Here is a 15883-nt window from a genome sequence, read left to right as displayed (position 1 = left end):
AGAAATCGATGTGTTTGTAGAAGTTTTTCTACAAATTTGCCGGAGTATTAACGGTAATCCTTCATGAGTGCCACCAATTCAAGAATATTTTCGATTTCCAGTTTTTCAAAAATTCTTTTTTTGACCGTGCTCACCGTATTTTGTTTGATTTGTAACTTATTGGAAATTTCCAGGTTTCCGTGACCTTTTACATACATCTCTGCAATTTCTATCTCTCTCTCTGTCAATTTTAAAAGTGGATTTATAATTTTTGGGTTCCGGATGGAATTAATCAGTAAACTTTGTGTGACAGAAGAGATGTATTCGCCTCCATGATATATTTTGAGAATGGCATTTTTCAGTTCTTGTTCTTCGCTTAACTTGCTTAGAAAACCGTTGGCACCTAGATTAATGTATTTCAGAGATTGCGTGGTTTCATCAGTTCCGGTGAAAATCAAAATTTTTGTATCCGGGCTTATTTCCTTTATTTCCGGCATGATGGAGAGACTGTTTCCTTCCGGAAAATGAGCATCCATGATGAGGATATCGATCTGGTTTTCTTTAACGGTTTCCAGAATCTTTGACAGGTTGGAAGCATGAAAAACCTCACATTCAAAATCCAGATCATCCAGAATAAATACAATTCCCTGACGTATAAGACTGTGATCATCGGCAAGCAGGAAAGTGGCTTTTGGTTTTACTTCATTCATTTTTTTAGGTCAAGATTAATCATGAAACTCACCGTAGTTCCTTTTCCGGATTCACTGTCAACAGTAATATGCCCGGAATATAATTCTACAATTTCCTTGCAGAGACTCAATCCGAGACCTGCACCCAGATTTTCTACATCTTCTGACAAAACGCCCTGATAATAGGGTTCAAATATTTTTTCCAGATCAGATTTAGAAATGCCAGTCCCTGTATCCCGGATCACTGTAACCAGAGAAACGGTGTTATCATCAACATCCTCGGTTCTTGTATCAACTGTGATCTCTCCGTTTTCTGTGAACTTATTGGCATTTCCGAGAATATTCATAAAGATTTGGTTGATCTTCGTATTGTCAGAATAAACGATCGTATCAGGTTTTATATTCTCAATGACAGTAAATTTGTTATTTCTGGTTTCTATATAGGGTTCTATAGAAGTCAGGATAGAATCTATCTCATCTTTAATATTAAAAGTCGTCGGGACTAATTTATTTTCGACGTGTTGGTTTTTGGTATATTCCAGGATTTGATTCGCCTGCATCAGCAATGTATTATTGGTGAAGCTGATTGATTTTAAATACTCCTTGATACTAGTATCGTTGGTTTTTTTGTTAATTCTGTTGATGAAAATTCCTATTATTTTTAAAGGTGAACGCAGCTCGTGACTCAACATTCCCAGGATTCTGTTCTTGAAATTAAGGTTTTCTTTGATCTGGATATTCGCAGCTTTCAGCCTTTTCTCATAGACAAAAGCAATTCTTGTCAGGAGCATGATCAGGATAGAGACAATGAACATTAGTACCATAGCTCCAATAATAAGATAATTTCTGATCTCGTTATTTTTGGAAGTCTGTTTTTCGTATTCCTTTTGTAATTCAAATTTAGAATCCTTGATCGCTACGTCGTAGATACTCATCAGATCATTGCTGTATATCAATAAGTTATTGAATATCGTATAGAATTTTCCGCTGTGGTTTTTATTTTTTGTAACATTAATCTGGATTTTCTGCACTTCTTTAGAGTAATGGTTGTTGATGGTTTTTACAATACTGTCCATATCGGACTTTATTTTTTCACCGGTTGTCAACCCTCCATTTTTAACGGTAACGATCGTGCTTTCTTTTTGTACGTCTATTTTGCCTGCGATCGCATCACCGAGACGCCCGAACAGACCTTTCTTTTTCACAGTATCCGAGACTGTTTTGGTCTGGATGTCAAATTTCTCATAATTATAATTCCGGAAATCGTATTTCTTGAATTTTGGCAGATCCTCGCTAACTTTGAAACTGGATTTTGTAGAAAAGTGATAACTGGAATCTGCCAGAAGCTTTAGCTTCCGGAACTCTGAGGAATCTCTTTTCTGAGGGATTATTATATTTTCCAGCCTTGGATTGTTATAGCTGTTGATACTGTCTATATTTTTAGTCAGCCTGTTTACCGACTGAAAATACGAATCAAGATATTTCTTATCATTCGTGATGAGGTATTTCTGAAAATAATCCTGTGATAATACAAGTTCTCTTTTAGAATCGTCGGTAAGATTTTCCAGAGAATGGATTTCTTTCAGCTGATTTTTAAGAAAGGTCAGATTTTCTTTGCTCCTGAATTCATTATAAAAATATCCGGCTAAAATTAGCTGAATCAACAAAATACATACGATCAAAGAATAATGGACAATTTTTCTGAATCTGAAATTGGAAAATATCGAAAACTTATCTTTTGATTTCATTATTTGTGTTTTATATGGAGTGATTAAAATTAATAAAAAATCCTGTAAAAATAATATTTACAGGATTAATAATTTATAAAAATAATTAATTATAATGTTTTAAACTGATCCAGCATACGAATGTCGTTTTCAAAGAACATTCTGATGTCACTCATTTGATAAAGCAACATTACAATCCTCTCGATTCCCATCCCGAATGCGTATCCGGAGAATTTATCAGGATCAATATTCACATTGGTAAGAACTGCAGGGTCAACCATTCCGCAACCCATGATCTCCAGCCAGCCTGTTCCTTTCGTGATCCTGTAATCGGTTTCAGAATTCAGTCCCCAGTAAACATCTACTTCCGCACTTGGTTCAGTAAAAGGGAAGTAAGAAGGTCGCATTCTTATTTTTGATTTGCCAAAAAGTTCCGTCGTGAAAAACTGGATGGTCTGCTTGAGATCTGCAAAGCTTACATTCTCATCAATATATAACCCTTCGATCTGATGAAAAATACAGTGTGAACGGGAAGAAACAGCTTCATTCCGGAAAACCCTTCCTGGCGCCAGAATTCTCATAGGCGGCTCGTTCTCTTCCATATAACGGATCTGGACGGATGAAGTATGTGTCCTCAGCAGCACATCAGGATTCTGTTCAATGAAAAAAGTGTCCTGCATATCTCTCGCCGGGTGATATTCGGGAAGATTCAGAGCCGTAAAATTGTGCCAGTCATCTTCTATCTCCGGACCGTCCGCCACCGCAAAACCAATGGATTTGAAAATGTCTATTATTTTATTTTTAACCAGATTGATCGGGTGTCTGGAACCTAACTCCAAAGGGAAAGCCGGTCTTGTAAGATCTTCTTTTTCAAGAATGATTTTACTTTCCGAAGACGTTTTTAATTCTTCCAGTTTTTCGTTTACTGCATTTCTTAAGATGTTGATTTTCTGTCCAAAATCTTTTTTATGCTCATTCGGAATTAGTTTTAAAGAATCATAAAAGTCATTCATAATCCCTTTCTTCCCATTGAATTTTAACCGGAATGTTTCTATTTCGTCTTTCGCAGAAGATTGAAAATTTTGTACTTCTACCAACAGTTCATCAATTTTCTCTAGCATTGGTTTATTTAAAAAAATAGACTGCAAAAGTACGGTTTTTAAACTAAAGATTCCATAAAAAATCTGCCTTTGTAAAAGCAGATTGATATCTATATTCCTGAATTCTCAGTCAGGAGGGAAAATTTAATTATTTTTTCTCAATAGCTTTGACCTTCATCTGAACATTGATTTCATTTTTAATCAAACCTTCCGCCGCAGGCATCTGAAAAATGATCCCAAATTCATCTCTGTTGATGTCTTTCGGTTCTGTGGCAATAGTTAGCTCGCCGTCTTTTATCTTTACATTCGCATTGAAAACTGCAGGTTTCGTAATGCCTTTAAGCGTGAGATTGCCGTCAAGAACGGTGTTATAATCGCTTCCCGAAGGTGCTTCCGATATTTTAGTAATTTCAAAACTTGCGGTCGGGAATTTTTCTACATCAAAGAAGTCTGCACTTTTAAGATGTCCGAGAAGTTTTCCATTAGATTCTGCATCTTTCAGATCTTCATTTTCGATAGAAGTCATATCGATCACAAATTGTCCGCTTTCCAGCTTGTTGTCTTTAACCGTCACCTCTCCGCTTTCGAATTTAAGAGTTCCGATATGGCTGGTATTATCAGATTTCACAACCTTGAAACCTTTCCATTCCGCTTTACTGTTCATGGTATCGATCACATAGATCTGTCCGTTGTTGGTGGTGAGAACATCATTACTTTCACTGGTTACAGGCTTGTCTTTTCCGCAGGAGATAATGAAAACCGAGGCAGAAACCAGTAAAAATGCGGCTATTAATGTTGTCTTTTTCATAAAGAAAATTTTAAATTATAACTAAATTTGTGTTTTTGCTAAAATAATAAAATTATTATGACTTCAAACTACTAATTTTGTAATATGCTTTTAGAAGTTAAAAATTTATATTTCAATTATCAGGCCGATAAACCGCTATTTCAAAATCTTAATCTGAATGTAGATAAAGGCCAGATCATAGCTTTGGCAGGCGAAAGCGGTTGCGGGAAATCGACTTTGCTGAGTTTGATCTATGGTCTCATGGATTGGCAAAGTGGTGATATTTTATTTGAAGGTGAAAAATTATTCGGACCAAAAGGCAATCTTGTGCCGGGCGAATCTCAGATGAAATTTGTAGCCCAAAATTATGATCTCATGCCTTACGGAACGGTTTACGACAACGTCGGGAAATATATCTCTAACATCAATTTAAAGTCTAAAAAAGAAAAAGTCGAGGAATTGCTGGATGTGGTGGGCTTGACAGATTTTGCAAAAGTTTTGCCTAAAAATCTTAGTGGAGGACAGCAACAAAGGGTTGCAATTGCGCGCGCATTGGCAATTCTTCCAAAAATGCTTTTACTGGACGAACCTTTTAGCAACCTCGATTTTTCGAGAAAATTTGAATTGAGAGATAAGCTTTTTAATTATGTGAAGGATAATTATCTAAGTCTGGTAATTTCAACGCACGATCTTGAAGAAGTGTTGCCCTGGGCCGACAAAATTGTGGTTTTACAAAACGGACGACTGATTCAGAATGATTCTCCGAAAGAGACTTATGAAAATCCTTATAATGATTATGTTGCAAAGCTTTTAGGTGAAGTCAACATTTTCTCAGAGGATGAGAAAATGCATTTCGGTCTTCCAAAAAAACATTATTTTCCGCATCAGATAAAAATTGCTGAAAATGGAGTAGAAGCATCTGTTTTGGAAAGTCTTTTTGCCGGTTCGCATTACAGAAATAAACTTTTGATAGACGGTAAATCAATCATTGTTTATTCTGAGTATCGAGTTTCAGGACAGCTTTTTCTGGAATTTTAATTTTGTTATTTTCCAATTTGTTGATAAAATATGGATAACTTATACATTATCAGTTTGTTGAAAAGTAAAATTTTATTAGCTTTGTCTTAATAAAAAATAAAGGAATTTTTTGGTTAATTCTCTTTCTGCCTGAGAGACTGGAAATTAGTTCGCAACCTGCGTACAATCAAGGTCTTTGGAAGATTACCCTGCCAAATCTTTCCTTTTTTTTGTTTGCAATTTAAAAAGCCGGATTATTTTTATTGTTATCGGCTTTATGCTTTTTTCACGAACTCAGATTTCAGAGCCATAGAGCCAAAGCCATCAATTTTGCAGTCTATATTATGGTCAGAATCAGGACGAAGACGGATGTTTTTAACTTTAGTTCCCGCTTTTACAGGTTTTGGAGCGCCTTTTACAGGTAGATCTTTAATCACAATTACAGCATCTCCATTTTGTAATTCTTTCCCAAGAGAATCGAAAATTTTTCCTTCAGATGAAACTTCTTTCGGATCCCATTCGTGGAAACATTGCGAGCAAACTTGCAGATTATCTTGCTCGTAGGTGAATTCGGAATGGCATTTTGGACAAAGAATAGCGTCGCTCATAATTGATAAAGTTTAATTTTAATGTTCAAGGTTTAAAGTTGAATTGCAAAGATAACCAAATTGCGAATGAACTTCAACCAACATTTATCAGTTAATTTTAAAATGTATTATCTGGCATTTATTATCTAAAATCTTCTTTATATTTGTGCGCAACTAAAATAAATCTTCCTTTTAAAAATGAAACACCTGTGGTGTTCCATCTAACCATTAAAAAAATTAAATTTATAGATGAAAAAAACCGCTTTGTACGATAAACACGTTTCTCTGGGTGCGAAAATCGTTCCGTTTGCAGGATTCGAAATGCCTGTTCAATATTCAGGAGTTACAGAAGAACATTTTGCTGTCCGTGAAAAGGCGGGGATTTTCGATGTGTCTCATATGGGACAATTTTTCATTGAAGGTCCTTCTGCAAAAGACTTGTTACAGTTTGTCACTTCTAACAATATTGATGTTTTGGAAAACGGAAAAGCGCAATATTCTTGTCTTCCGAATGAAGATGGCGGAATTGTAGATGATTTGATTGTTTACAAAATCGAGGATGAAAAATATTTTATAGTAGTTAACGCTTCAAATATCGATAAAGACTGGAATCACATTTCGAAATATAATGAGAAATTCGGAGCGAAAATGACCAACGCTTCGGATGAGATGTCATTGATTGCTATTCAAGGTCCAAAAGCGACTGAAATTCTTCAGAAACTGACAGAGACAGATTTGTCAGCGATTCCATATTATCATTTTACAATCGGTTCTGTAGCCGGTTTTTCTGATGTGATTATTTCTAACACAGGTTATACAGGAAGCGGCGGATTCGAAATTTATTTCAAAAATGAAAATGCGGAACAACTTTGGGATGCGTTGACAGATGCTGGGAAAGAATTTGGGATCATGCCTTGCGGATTGGCTTCCAGAGATACTTTAAGATTAGAAAAAGGTTTCTGCCTTTACGGAAACGATATTGATGATACCACTTCTCCACTGGAAGCAGGATTGGGTTGGATCACGAAATTCGATAAAGATTTTGTGAACAAATCATTCCTGGAAAATCAAAAAGCAGAAGGTGTCTCCAGAAAATTAGTCGGTTTCGAAATGCAGGAAAAAGCAATTCCAAGACACGATTATGAAGTACTTGATTCAGAAGGAAATATTATCGGAAAAGTTACTTCCGGAACAATGTCGCCAATGAAAAAGATAGGATTGGGTTTGGCTTATGTCGATAAACCGAACTTCAAATTAGGTTCTGATATTTTTATCAGAATCAGGAACAAAGATATTCCTGCAAAAGTGGTGAAATTGCCTTTTATTTAATTCTGGACTGAGATAAAAGACTGATAGATAATAGAAAAGCGTTCAAAAAAAATGAACGCTTTTTTCGTATGTATAATTTTTTAAAACGAACTAGGATGTCTTTCATCTATTCGTCTATTATTTCAAAGTCTCTTAAAATCTATTTCAAATACTTCGTAATACTCTCACTCATCGGATTGATTTTACTTTCAAAACTGTCTATAATATTTCCTTTTTCATCTAACAGAATCTTGGTGAAGTTCCATCCAATTGTTGTGTTTTTTACACCATTTTCTTTTTTGTCTGTCAGGAATTTGTAGATTGGTGCAATGTCATCGCCTTTTACAGAAATTTTTGCAGCCATAGGAAAGCTCACGCCATAGTTTCTCTGACAAAAAGTAGCGATCTCTTTGTTAGAGCCTGGTTCCTGACCACCAAAGTTATTGGCAGGAAAGCCAACTACTACAAGTTTGTTTTTGTAGGCTTTAGATAGCTTTTCAAGATCTGCATACTGCGGCGTAAATCCACATTCGGATGCTGTATTCACCACCAATATTTTTTTGCCTTTGAATTTGGAGAAATCAATTGTAGAACCATCCAAGGCTTCTACTTTAAATGTGTGAATCGATTTTGCCTGCGCTTTATTTTTTGAAAATCCGAATAATGATAGCATAATAACAAGTAAGTATTTCATATAAATTATTTAAATTTTTTAATGACTCTGTGCAATCACTATTCCGTTAATATTGCTCCGGAAAATTATGCAGGGCGAAGTCATCAGATTAATTTGAAATTCAAAGTTAAAACAAGTTTTGGAAATACATATCAATTATCAATTATAATTATTTCAAATAAATCCCCAATCAATTGCTTTTTTGACAAGCTCGGATGTTTTGGTACAGTCTGTTTTCTGAAAAATATTACGCCGATGAGTAGTTATGGTATGATAAGACAGATCCAATATACCGGAAATCTGTTTTGCAGAATGGCCAAGAGCCAGTAATGATAATATCTCCAATTCGCGTTTGGTCAAAGAGTAATCGGGTAATTTTTGTCCGGGCTTTTTGTTATAATGCAACTGGTGAAAGTCATCTCTGTATCCAATTCCTGCCACCAATACTATATAGGAATTGGTTTGGGTGATATGCTGAATGTTGGTGTGGATGTTGACAGCCTGCAGCAATGCGCCGCTCTTATCTTTCGAAATATGAAGCGACTGATGATGAAACATCTCATAAGTTCCTTTTGATGTAAGCATTCGGAAGCAGTAACTGCATTTTAAACTTTGCTGATGTTCCCACCCGATCTCGCTCATTTTTTCAATGGTCATTCGTTCTGCTTCCATCACGAACTCAATGTCATCAGGGTGAATTAAATCTATAATTTCTTTTAGATATTTTGGATATTTTTTGAGATTATGAATTTTAAGGATGTTCGGATGCAGATTTACCAGCGTGCTGTCAGGAATATTGATCGCATAATAATAAAACTCACCCATTGCAAACATGTCGCCAATGATTTTTTCTATTGATGGCGGGCTTGTAATACTTTTTGCATTGTTGCTGAGTGATTGAGGATAGTCATTCCAGACATCAAGAAGAGGATGCTCCCGCTTAGATGAAACTTTATATTGATTTTCCATTTTTATTAAATTTTCGGGCTAAAATTAGCTAAAAATTCTGATGAAAAATACCTTTTTTGTGGTATTTACTTATATAGGATATCGATTTATATTTGTTTAAACTAATTAATAATGAGAAACATACTTATAATTTTTGCAATATTTTTTGAAGTAACTGTAAATGCACAAGCTAAACATAATTATCTATCAGGCAGGTGTAAACTGGCTGGACAGCTAAGAGCAGAAAGTGGCTATTGCCCGGGATGTGCAGAAGACGATAGAAAAAACAACGAAGCTAAAAAAATAGAAGCTAAAAGAATACAAGCTATAGCAGTTCAGAAAGCAGAAGCACAACGCCAAAAAGCGATTGAAGAAAACAAGAGACAAAACGAAAAAATTGCTGCAGAAATAAAAAAGCAAAAAGAGAATGAGCTGCATTTTGGAAGAATAGAAAGTAAAAATAGCAGTCAAACAGAAGTAAAAAAAGAAAAAATAACAACTGATAAACGTTTTCAACTGAAAGATAACAAACGAGATAATAAATGGGGATTTGACGATGCCAATGACGAACCATTACTTTATTCTGAAGATTATGAATACACTAAAACGAAAGACGGAACAGATGGTCTCAGATATCCTGTTGGATACGGTGTAGTGTATTACAAAAATAAAAATGCCGATATCGTAGATTACAAAGGGAATAGAATTTTGAAAGATGATACGATAAACCAAATACTATATGTTTGGGATAAATGGTTTCTCGCATTATCTGGATATGGAGAACTTCGGATGTATTCACGTGATCGTCAATTTAAATACGGATATTTTGTTGATATTGAAACGGGTGAAAAAGTGACTATTCCTTTTAGTGGGATTATAGTTGCAACCGATAAAGGTAGTGCAGCTTACTTAGATTCAGGCTTTGCGGGTTTAATTACAAATATTCGTCCTTTAGAAGAATATACTGGAAACAGAGGTGATAAAATGAGATTATTGCTTTCAGATTTTATCGGCATAGATATAAAAGATTGGAAAGCGTTAGTAAAATTCAGGATGAATGATAATTCTGGTTACGGAGCTTATTATTATATAGATAAAAATAAAAAATTAATAAAAGTCAATTCTTCTATAAGCTTTTATAATCTCAAAAGACAGTATCAAGATAAATATGGGTATTTAGAATGGTAATTTAGATTCAACAAAAAGTTTTATAATAATCTTAAAGCGTAGAATCCTATAAACTATGCCGTGTTTAATGATTGGTTGGTGGATATCAAAAAAAACTAATGACATTATGAAAAAATTTCTCTCAATTTTACTAATATTTCTGATCTGTATTAGCGTTTTATCACAAGAAGACGTCGCAGATTACGAAAAATTTGAAGCACTGGCTAAAAAGGTGAACGATATCCAAAAGACAGCCAATGGCAAAAGGTTAAAATATGAAGAAACCGATGTGGTAATAACCATTCCGGAGAATAATTTTATTTTCAATTACTATAATCTCAGTGCAAATAATATCGTTAAAACAGGGGATGGCTTATTGGTATTTGAAAATATTGATTTTGCTGACGTAAAAGATATAGGAATATTGGACGAGTCATTCGGAGATTGCGGAATGGTAGTCATTACAACAAATAAAAAGCATCAATACACAGCAGTTGTAGATGGAAAAACAGCTACTAAAGAGATAAATAATGTGGGTTTTTATTTTTCGTCAATTGAAAGTATTAAAGGAAATGAAATGTTTAATGCTTTAGTGGAACTGATCTATTTATCCAAAATAAAAAAAGGATTATTATCCGAAAAGCAAGCTGAGTTACAAAAAACAAAATGGAAAGACACAGCTTCCAAAAATACAGTGGTGGACTACTATAATTATTGGAAAACTGAACCCGAAAATATTTTTGATGCACTTGCTTATACAAGACTAACGAGACTTGATAGATCTTTTAAACTCGAAAAGATTAATACCGGTGATTTTCATTTAGGAATGACAAAATCTGAATTTGAAAATCTGCTTGCGCAAAAATTAAACGAGGTAAACAGTGACAACGAAGTGGTAAAAGAAGCTTTGAAAAGCCATAAAAGCCGCTATTATGAGCGTAAAGACCAGACTGTTTCCACAACCGCTGAGTTTTCAAAATATAATACATCAGTTTCAGGTAGAAAATTAGAAAAAAATAAGAACGAAATAGATCAGCTTATAAAATCAGTTTTTAAAATTGAAGGAAAGGATATTGGTAATAATTTAAACGGATCCTATGGATTTAGATTAGAGAAGATAGAATTCGATAAATCTCTAAAAGCAACATCAATCGAAATTGTAGCCTATCCATTAGACAAAAAGCTAACGAAAGATGGGATTCTATCGATTCTCGGAAATGATTTTGGAAATATTACTTATAAGAATCAAGATGAGTCATATTTTAGGTTTTCAGGCTATGCAGATAAAGAGTTATTCCTTTATTTCTCTGATTCTGATGAAATTTGGATTACATTAAGAAATAAGAAAGACTAATATCTATAAAATAGATTTGATTTTAAAATACTTAGTGACAAAATATTAAACAACTTCAATTCCTAATTTTTCTCTCTCAAAGCCTGCTGTTTCCCGGCAGGTTTTTTTGTTTTTAACGGCGATTCAAAAAATATAAATACCTTTAAACCATTGAAAAAGTTAAAAATGAACAGAAAAGATTTCATCAGCCTTTCAGGACTAGGATTTTTAGGGTTATATGCCTGCGGAACTTCAAACCTTATGAATAACAGAATACCATTAGCTATTCAGATTTATACCGTTCGCAATGCGGTTGCTGAGAATTTGGAAAAATCCTTGGAACATTTGGCTGGATTGGGTTTCAAACAATTGGAAATCTATGGTTATGATGGAAAATTCTTCGGAAAATCCAGGACAGAATTTCAAACGATTCTGAAAAATGTTGGTTTAGAAGTCATCAGTTCACATCACACAACCGGAATTGTTCATAATAGCAAAGGAACACTTCTGAATAATTGGGAGCAAGCAGTTGAAGATTTACATTCCATAGGTTCAAAATATATGGTTTGCTCTTATCTTTTTGAAGAAGAAAGGACTTTGGACCATTATAAAAAACTCCCTGAATTACTTAATCAATCTGGTCTAATAACAAACAAAGCAGGAATCGGTTTTGCGTATCACAACCACGATTTTGAATTTGAAAAATTCGAAGACAAAATAGTTTATGACTTCATTTTAAATAATACTGATTACGATTTAGTCAAAATGGAACTCGACCTTTATTGGATTGTGAAAGCAGGTTTTGATCCTCTAGATTATTTCGAAAAATACCCCAAAAGATTTCCTCTGTGGCACGTGAAAGATATGAAAGCAGGAAGCAAAGATTTTGCTGAAATCGGAAACGGAACGATTGACTTTAAAACAATTTTCGAAGCCAAAGAAAAAGCGGGTCTCGAATATTGGTTTCTGGAACAGGACTCCAGCGACAAAGATATTTTTGAAAGCATCAGAATAAGCAAAAATTTTATTCAGGAACATCATTATTTCCAGCAATAATAAAGCATTGTTTAACAAAATTTTATGATTTGTAAAATAAATGCCTTTTCTTTGCCGTTCATTTATTCTGTGGGGTTTTATATTGTTAACTAACATTTTTTTCCGCACAGACTCTTCAAAACGGATTATGAGTGTTGTAGCAAGGCAGGGTATCAAATATTCGATCATCGGTTATCTCGGTTTTTTGCTGGGAACCTTTTCTGCTATTTTCATTTTTCCGTACGATATGGAGTTTTACGGAAAGCTCCGTTACATACTGCCGACTGCTGAGATGATTGTTCCGATTGTTGTTTTCGGTCTGAGCTTTTCCAATGTCAAATTCTTTAGCAAAGTCAATGCAGATGGCAGACATCACAATATGCTATCACTGTCTTTGCTGGCTGTTGTCGTTAACTTTCTGATTTTTACCGGTGGCTATTTTGTAGTGAATTTGCTCTTTCCCCAGTTACAGAAAACCGAATTGTGGGAGATGAAACGCCTGATTCTGCCCATGGTTTTGGTGCTGGCTTTGTCATCAGTTTTTAATAAATTTCTGACCAATTATAAAAGGATCGTTGTTCCGAATATATTCGAGAATTTTATTCCGAAATTAGCAAATCTTGGTGCTTTTTGTCTGTTTTTCTTTTTAGGATTTGCAGAGAAAACCGCATATGGATTTTTCTTTTTGATGTTCCTGATGTCACTTTTGGGATATGGTTATTACACCAACAGGCTGGAAAAGATCAAACCGGATTTTGGTGTCAACTATTTCAAAAAAGATAATTTCTACCGTGAAATTTTTACTTACAGTTTGTTCGGATTTTTAGGTAATATCGGTAATTATATTGCCATCAGGATCGATAATTTTATGATTGGCGAATTCATCAGTTTTGAGGAAAACGGAATCTACAGCAATATTTTCTCTATTATTTCGATCATTGTTGTTCCGCAGATGGGGCTTTTTAATATTTCTGCGCCCATTATCAACAAAGTGCTTATAACCGGCGATTATCGCGAATTAGACAGGTTTCATAAGAAAACCTCGCTCAGCTTATTTTTTCTAGGTTTGGTTTTGTTTTGCTGCATTGTCGTTGGCTTCCCATATCTGGCGGATTTTATGAAGAATGGAGAAGACCTGCGCTCTTCCGAACCTGTGCTTTGGATTCTTGGTTTTGCGATGTTATTCGATCTGGCAACCGGCTTCAACGGACATATTATTTCGCTTTCGAGATATTATAAATTTAACATTGTGGTAATGCTGATTCTTGCGGTTCTGACGATTAGTCTCAATATGATTTTCCTGAAAAAGACCAATTTGGGAATTCTGGGAATTGCTATAGCTTACGCTATCTCACTGTCATTATTCAACATTATCAAGATAGTTTTTAACTATTGGAAATTCAAGGTTTTTCCTTTGGGTATTGAGATGATCTATGCAATGATCCTTGGCTGTCTTTCTATTAATGTTGCCATTTTTCTTCCGGATTTCAAACTGAATATCATCAATCTTTTCTACAAGCCGGCTGTGGTGTTGATCCTTCTTTTCATCGGGAATCATTTCCTGAAAATATATCCGCTTGATAAGTATCTGAACAAATCTTTTATAAAGAGTCTTTTTAGATTTTAGGAATTAGTTTTTTTATTTCAATTCTGCTTTTAAATTTTTTCGTCTTTAAAAATAAATTCAAATGTTACACAGATTTTTCTTTCCGGGAATTTACCACTAAATATTACGTCAATATAAGATTAATTTCTGAAATAATTTTTTCCAAGTCGATTTTAAATTTTGTAAACAATGAGGTGGTTTTCAAAGTATTTTTTTTACGCCTGAATGTTCTGTGAAAATCTGTCATGCAGATGGGTCGTCAGGTACAGCTTCCTTATTCTGTCTTTCTAAATAATTCTTTATGTCGTAAGCATGTTAACCATAAGCAAGCCTTTTTATAAACTCGTTTATATTCATTTTATTTTGATGATTTTCTGTTTTTGGTTAATATTTTATCGGTAGCTTCTTGTTTCATAAAGTTTAAAAGGTTAAGAATGTGTTGTTGAGTATGGCTGTAAAATATGAGTTTAAAAAACCAAAGTCCGTCTGCTAAACTGTTGTTTTCAATTCTCCACTTGATTTCCAAAAGGTCAGATATAATGTCGGAAAGGTCGTCAATTGCGTCATTGATTGTGTTATCCTTTAAATTGCCAATGTCGTTAATGTCAAGGATTGTTTTATAGAAACCGAAATCCTTAAAATTGCTTGAAACATTTTGTCTGATATCAGGAAGTTGCGATTTGTCAAAGTCAGGAAAGTCCGTTTCGTCATATTTATATTCTATGTCAAAATACAGGTCATAAATTTTCACGAGGTGTCTTTCCAACAATTTTTCTTTATCAGTTACAGTCAATTTTGGTTGAAGTCCATACTTGACAATTTCGTTTATTGTCGGAATTAGTTCTTTCATTGTAGTGTTTTCTAATATGGCACCTAACGTTTTCGGGCTTTACGTTCGGGCGGGTTTCGGAGCACAAAACTGTCAACCAGCACGGAACTTGAATAGAAGCACAAAGCTCCATGTTTGCACGTCACCCCGCCTGACGCAAAACCCGTGTTAGTGGTAGTGCTTTTAGTTGTATTTTGTCAAGAATTCAGTTAAGCATTCAGGAGTTTCTGCATAGCAAGTCAGTAGTGTCAAAGCCGTTGAATTATCCATATTGTATTTAACCTTCTTTTTAAGTATTTTACGTTTAGAAGTATCAGCACCGTCCTCAATTAACTTCCTAATAAATGTGGTCATAAAGTTAAATACATATTTACCTCTTAAAACCATTCGTAAATCAGCAGCATTTAATTCATTTATGACAGTTGTGAGTTCATCAGCTGTGTATGGTAAACTGTCAGGGTATTTTTCTAAAATACTCTCAATTGTGTATTTTGGAGTTATACTCTCTAATGAAAGTTCAATATAGCTTGGAATTAAACTATCACTTAAACTAACATTATTTGGTTGATTTAATTCTTTATTTTTTATTTTTTGTAACTTATACCAAGCATTAAAGAGCAATGAAGCCTTTAAGAAATCAGATTGTAAATTTTGGTATAAATCTAAAATTTGGCTATGTATTGGATTGTCTTCACCAATTTGAAAATCTGTCTTTATTAACTCTTTAATAGAGTTTGTGTTACAATATAGATTTTCTATTGAATAGCTGGGAGTTTCATAAATTTCAATGAATTTGTTTTTTATGCTTTCATCAAAATCTTTGTCAATAAAAAATGCTAATTTGTATTTATCATATTCTTTGTGACCTTTTATTAAATCAAAAGTTTTTTTCACCATTGTTTTGTTTCCGCAACTTATGTAATGAAAATCCCCCTTATAAATAGTTTTGATTCTAAGATGATAATATGGGGCATCTTTATTCTCAAAAAAGCAAAATAGCGAGTCAGTACTTATGTTTGTTAATAGTACAAAACTCTGATATGCTACAGACGCAGCTTTTTCCTTTTCCCTTAGTAAATCTTCTACAGTTAGTCCCAT

At 34.2% G+C, this 15883-nt stretch carries 15 protein-coding genes; 6 read left to right on the top strand and 9 right to left on the bottom strand.

What is annotated here, in order from left to right; all coding sequences use genetic code 11:
• Window positions 1-47: 47 nt before the first annotated feature.
• The 4 genes from BUA97_RS01815 to BUA97_RS01800 all read right to left on the bottom strand — a co-directional run bounded on the left by BUA97_RS01815 (window position 48) and on the right by BUA97_RS01800 (window position 4303).
• Window positions 48-689, bottom strand: a complete 642-nt coding sequence (locus BUA97_RS01815; protein ID WP_072996155.1) for a response regulator — start codon at window positions 687-689, stop codon at window positions 48-50.
• Window positions 686-2416, bottom strand: a complete 1731-nt coding sequence (locus BUA97_RS01810) for a sensor histidine kinase (RefSeq protein ID WP_072996154.1) — start codon at window positions 2414-2416, stop codon at window positions 686-688. The genes BUA97_RS01815 and BUA97_RS01810 overlap by 4 nt, the downstream gene beginning before the upstream one ends.
• A gap of 89 nt (window positions 2417-2505) precedes the next feature.
• A complete protein-coding gene (gene pheS / locus BUA97_RS01805; protein ID WP_072996153.1) occupies window positions 2506-3516 on the bottom strand; it encodes a phenylalanine--tRNA ligase subunit alpha in 1011 nt (336 codons plus the stop codon).
• Between the two features lie 127 nt (window positions 3517-3643).
• Window positions 3644-4303, bottom strand: a complete 660-nt coding sequence (locus tag BUA97_RS01800) for a YceI family protein (protein WP_072996152.1) — start codon at window positions 4301-4303, stop codon at window positions 3644-3646.
• Window positions 4304-4387: 84 nt separating this feature from the next.
• Here BUA97_RS01800 and BUA97_RS01795 point away from each other — a divergent pair, with 84 nt between their 5' ends.
• Window positions 4388-5320, top strand: coding sequence for a sulfate/molybdate ABC transporter ATP-binding protein (locus BUA97_RS01795; RefSeq protein WP_072996151.1), 933 nt, complete (start codon window positions 4388-4390; stop codon window positions 5318-5320).
• 254 nt (window positions 5321-5574) lie between these two features.
• Here BUA97_RS01795 and BUA97_RS01790 read toward each other — a convergent pair whose 3' ends face one another.
• Window positions 5575-5907, bottom strand: coding sequence for a zinc ribbon domain-containing protein YjdM (locus tag BUA97_RS01790; RefSeq protein ID WP_072996150.1), 333 nt, complete (start codon window positions 5905-5907; stop codon window positions 5575-5577).
• A 228-nt stretch (window positions 5908-6135) separates the two neighbouring features.
• Here BUA97_RS01790 and gcvT point away from each other — a divergent pair, with 228 nt between their 5' ends.
• Complete coding sequence (gcvT, locus tag BUA97_RS01785; RefSeq protein ID WP_072996149.1) at window positions 6136-7215, top strand: glycine cleavage system aminomethyltransferase GcvT; 1080 nt, start codon at window positions 6136-6138, stop codon at window positions 7213-7215.
• A 139-nt stretch (window positions 7216-7354) separates the two neighbouring features.
• On the opposite strand, the gene BUA97_RS01780 is transcribed toward gcvT, so the two are convergent.
• Entirely contained in the window at window positions 7355-7888 is a 534-nt protein-coding gene (locus tag BUA97_RS01780; protein ID WP_072996148.1) for a glutathione peroxidase, read from the bottom strand.
• Window positions 7889-8041: 153 nt separating this feature from the next.
• Window positions 8042-8836 carry a helix-turn-helix transcriptional regulator gene (locus BUA97_RS01775; RefSeq protein ID WP_072996147.1) on the bottom strand — a complete coding sequence of 265 codons (795 nt, stop codon included), beginning with the start codon at window positions 8834-8836 and terminating at the stop codon, window positions 8042-8044.
• Between the two features lie 111 nt (window positions 8837-8947).
• Between BUA97_RS01775 and BUA97_RS01770 the strand changes: the two genes are divergently transcribed.
• From BUA97_RS01770 to BUA97_RS01755, 4 genes are all read left to right on the top strand, one after another.
• Complete coding sequence (locus BUA97_RS01770; RefSeq protein ID WP_072996146.1) at window positions 8948-10003, top strand: hypothetical protein; 1056 nt, start codon at window positions 8948-8950, stop codon at window positions 10001-10003.
• A gap of 106 nt (window positions 10004-10109) precedes the next feature.
• Entirely contained in the window at window positions 10110-11336 is a 1227-nt protein-coding gene (locus BUA97_RS01765; RefSeq protein ID WP_139258182.1) for a hypothetical protein, read from the top strand.
• A 165-nt stretch (window positions 11337-11501) separates the two neighbouring features.
• Window positions 11502-12371, top strand: a complete 870-nt coding sequence (locus tag BUA97_RS01760) for a sugar phosphate isomerase/epimerase family protein (RefSeq protein ID WP_072996144.1) — start codon at window positions 11502-11504, stop codon at window positions 12369-12371.
• A gap of 127 nt (window positions 12372-12498) precedes the next feature.
• Complete coding sequence (locus BUA97_RS01755; RefSeq protein ID WP_072996143.1) at window positions 12499-13977, top strand: lipopolysaccharide biosynthesis protein; 1479 nt, start codon at window positions 12499-12501, stop codon at window positions 13975-13977.
• 337 nt (window positions 13978-14314) lie between these two features.
• Here BUA97_RS01755 and BUA97_RS01750 read toward each other — a convergent pair whose 3' ends face one another.
• Both BUA97_RS01750 and BUA97_RS01745 read right to left on the bottom strand, forming a co-directional pair.
• The gene (locus tag BUA97_RS01750; RefSeq protein WP_072996142.1) at window positions 14315-14806 is read right to left on the bottom strand and encodes a hypothetical protein; all 492 of its coding nucleotides are present in this window, start codon (window positions 14804-14806) and stop codon (window positions 14315-14317) included.
• A gap of 162 nt (window positions 14807-14968) precedes the next feature.
• Window positions 14969-15883, bottom strand: coding sequence for a DUF4435 domain-containing protein (locus tag BUA97_RS01745; RefSeq protein ID WP_072996141.1), 915 nt, complete (start codon window positions 15881-15883; stop codon window positions 14969-14971).

Origin of the sequence: Epilithonimonas mollis (assembly GCF_900142325.1) — a bacterium.
GTDB classification, from domain to species: Bacteria; Bacteroidota; Bacteroidia; order Flavobacteriales; family Weeksellaceae; genus Epilithonimonas; species Epilithonimonas mollis.
Note: the sequence above shows the minus strand (reverse complement) of the source record. Positions and strands in the feature narration are given on the sequence as shown.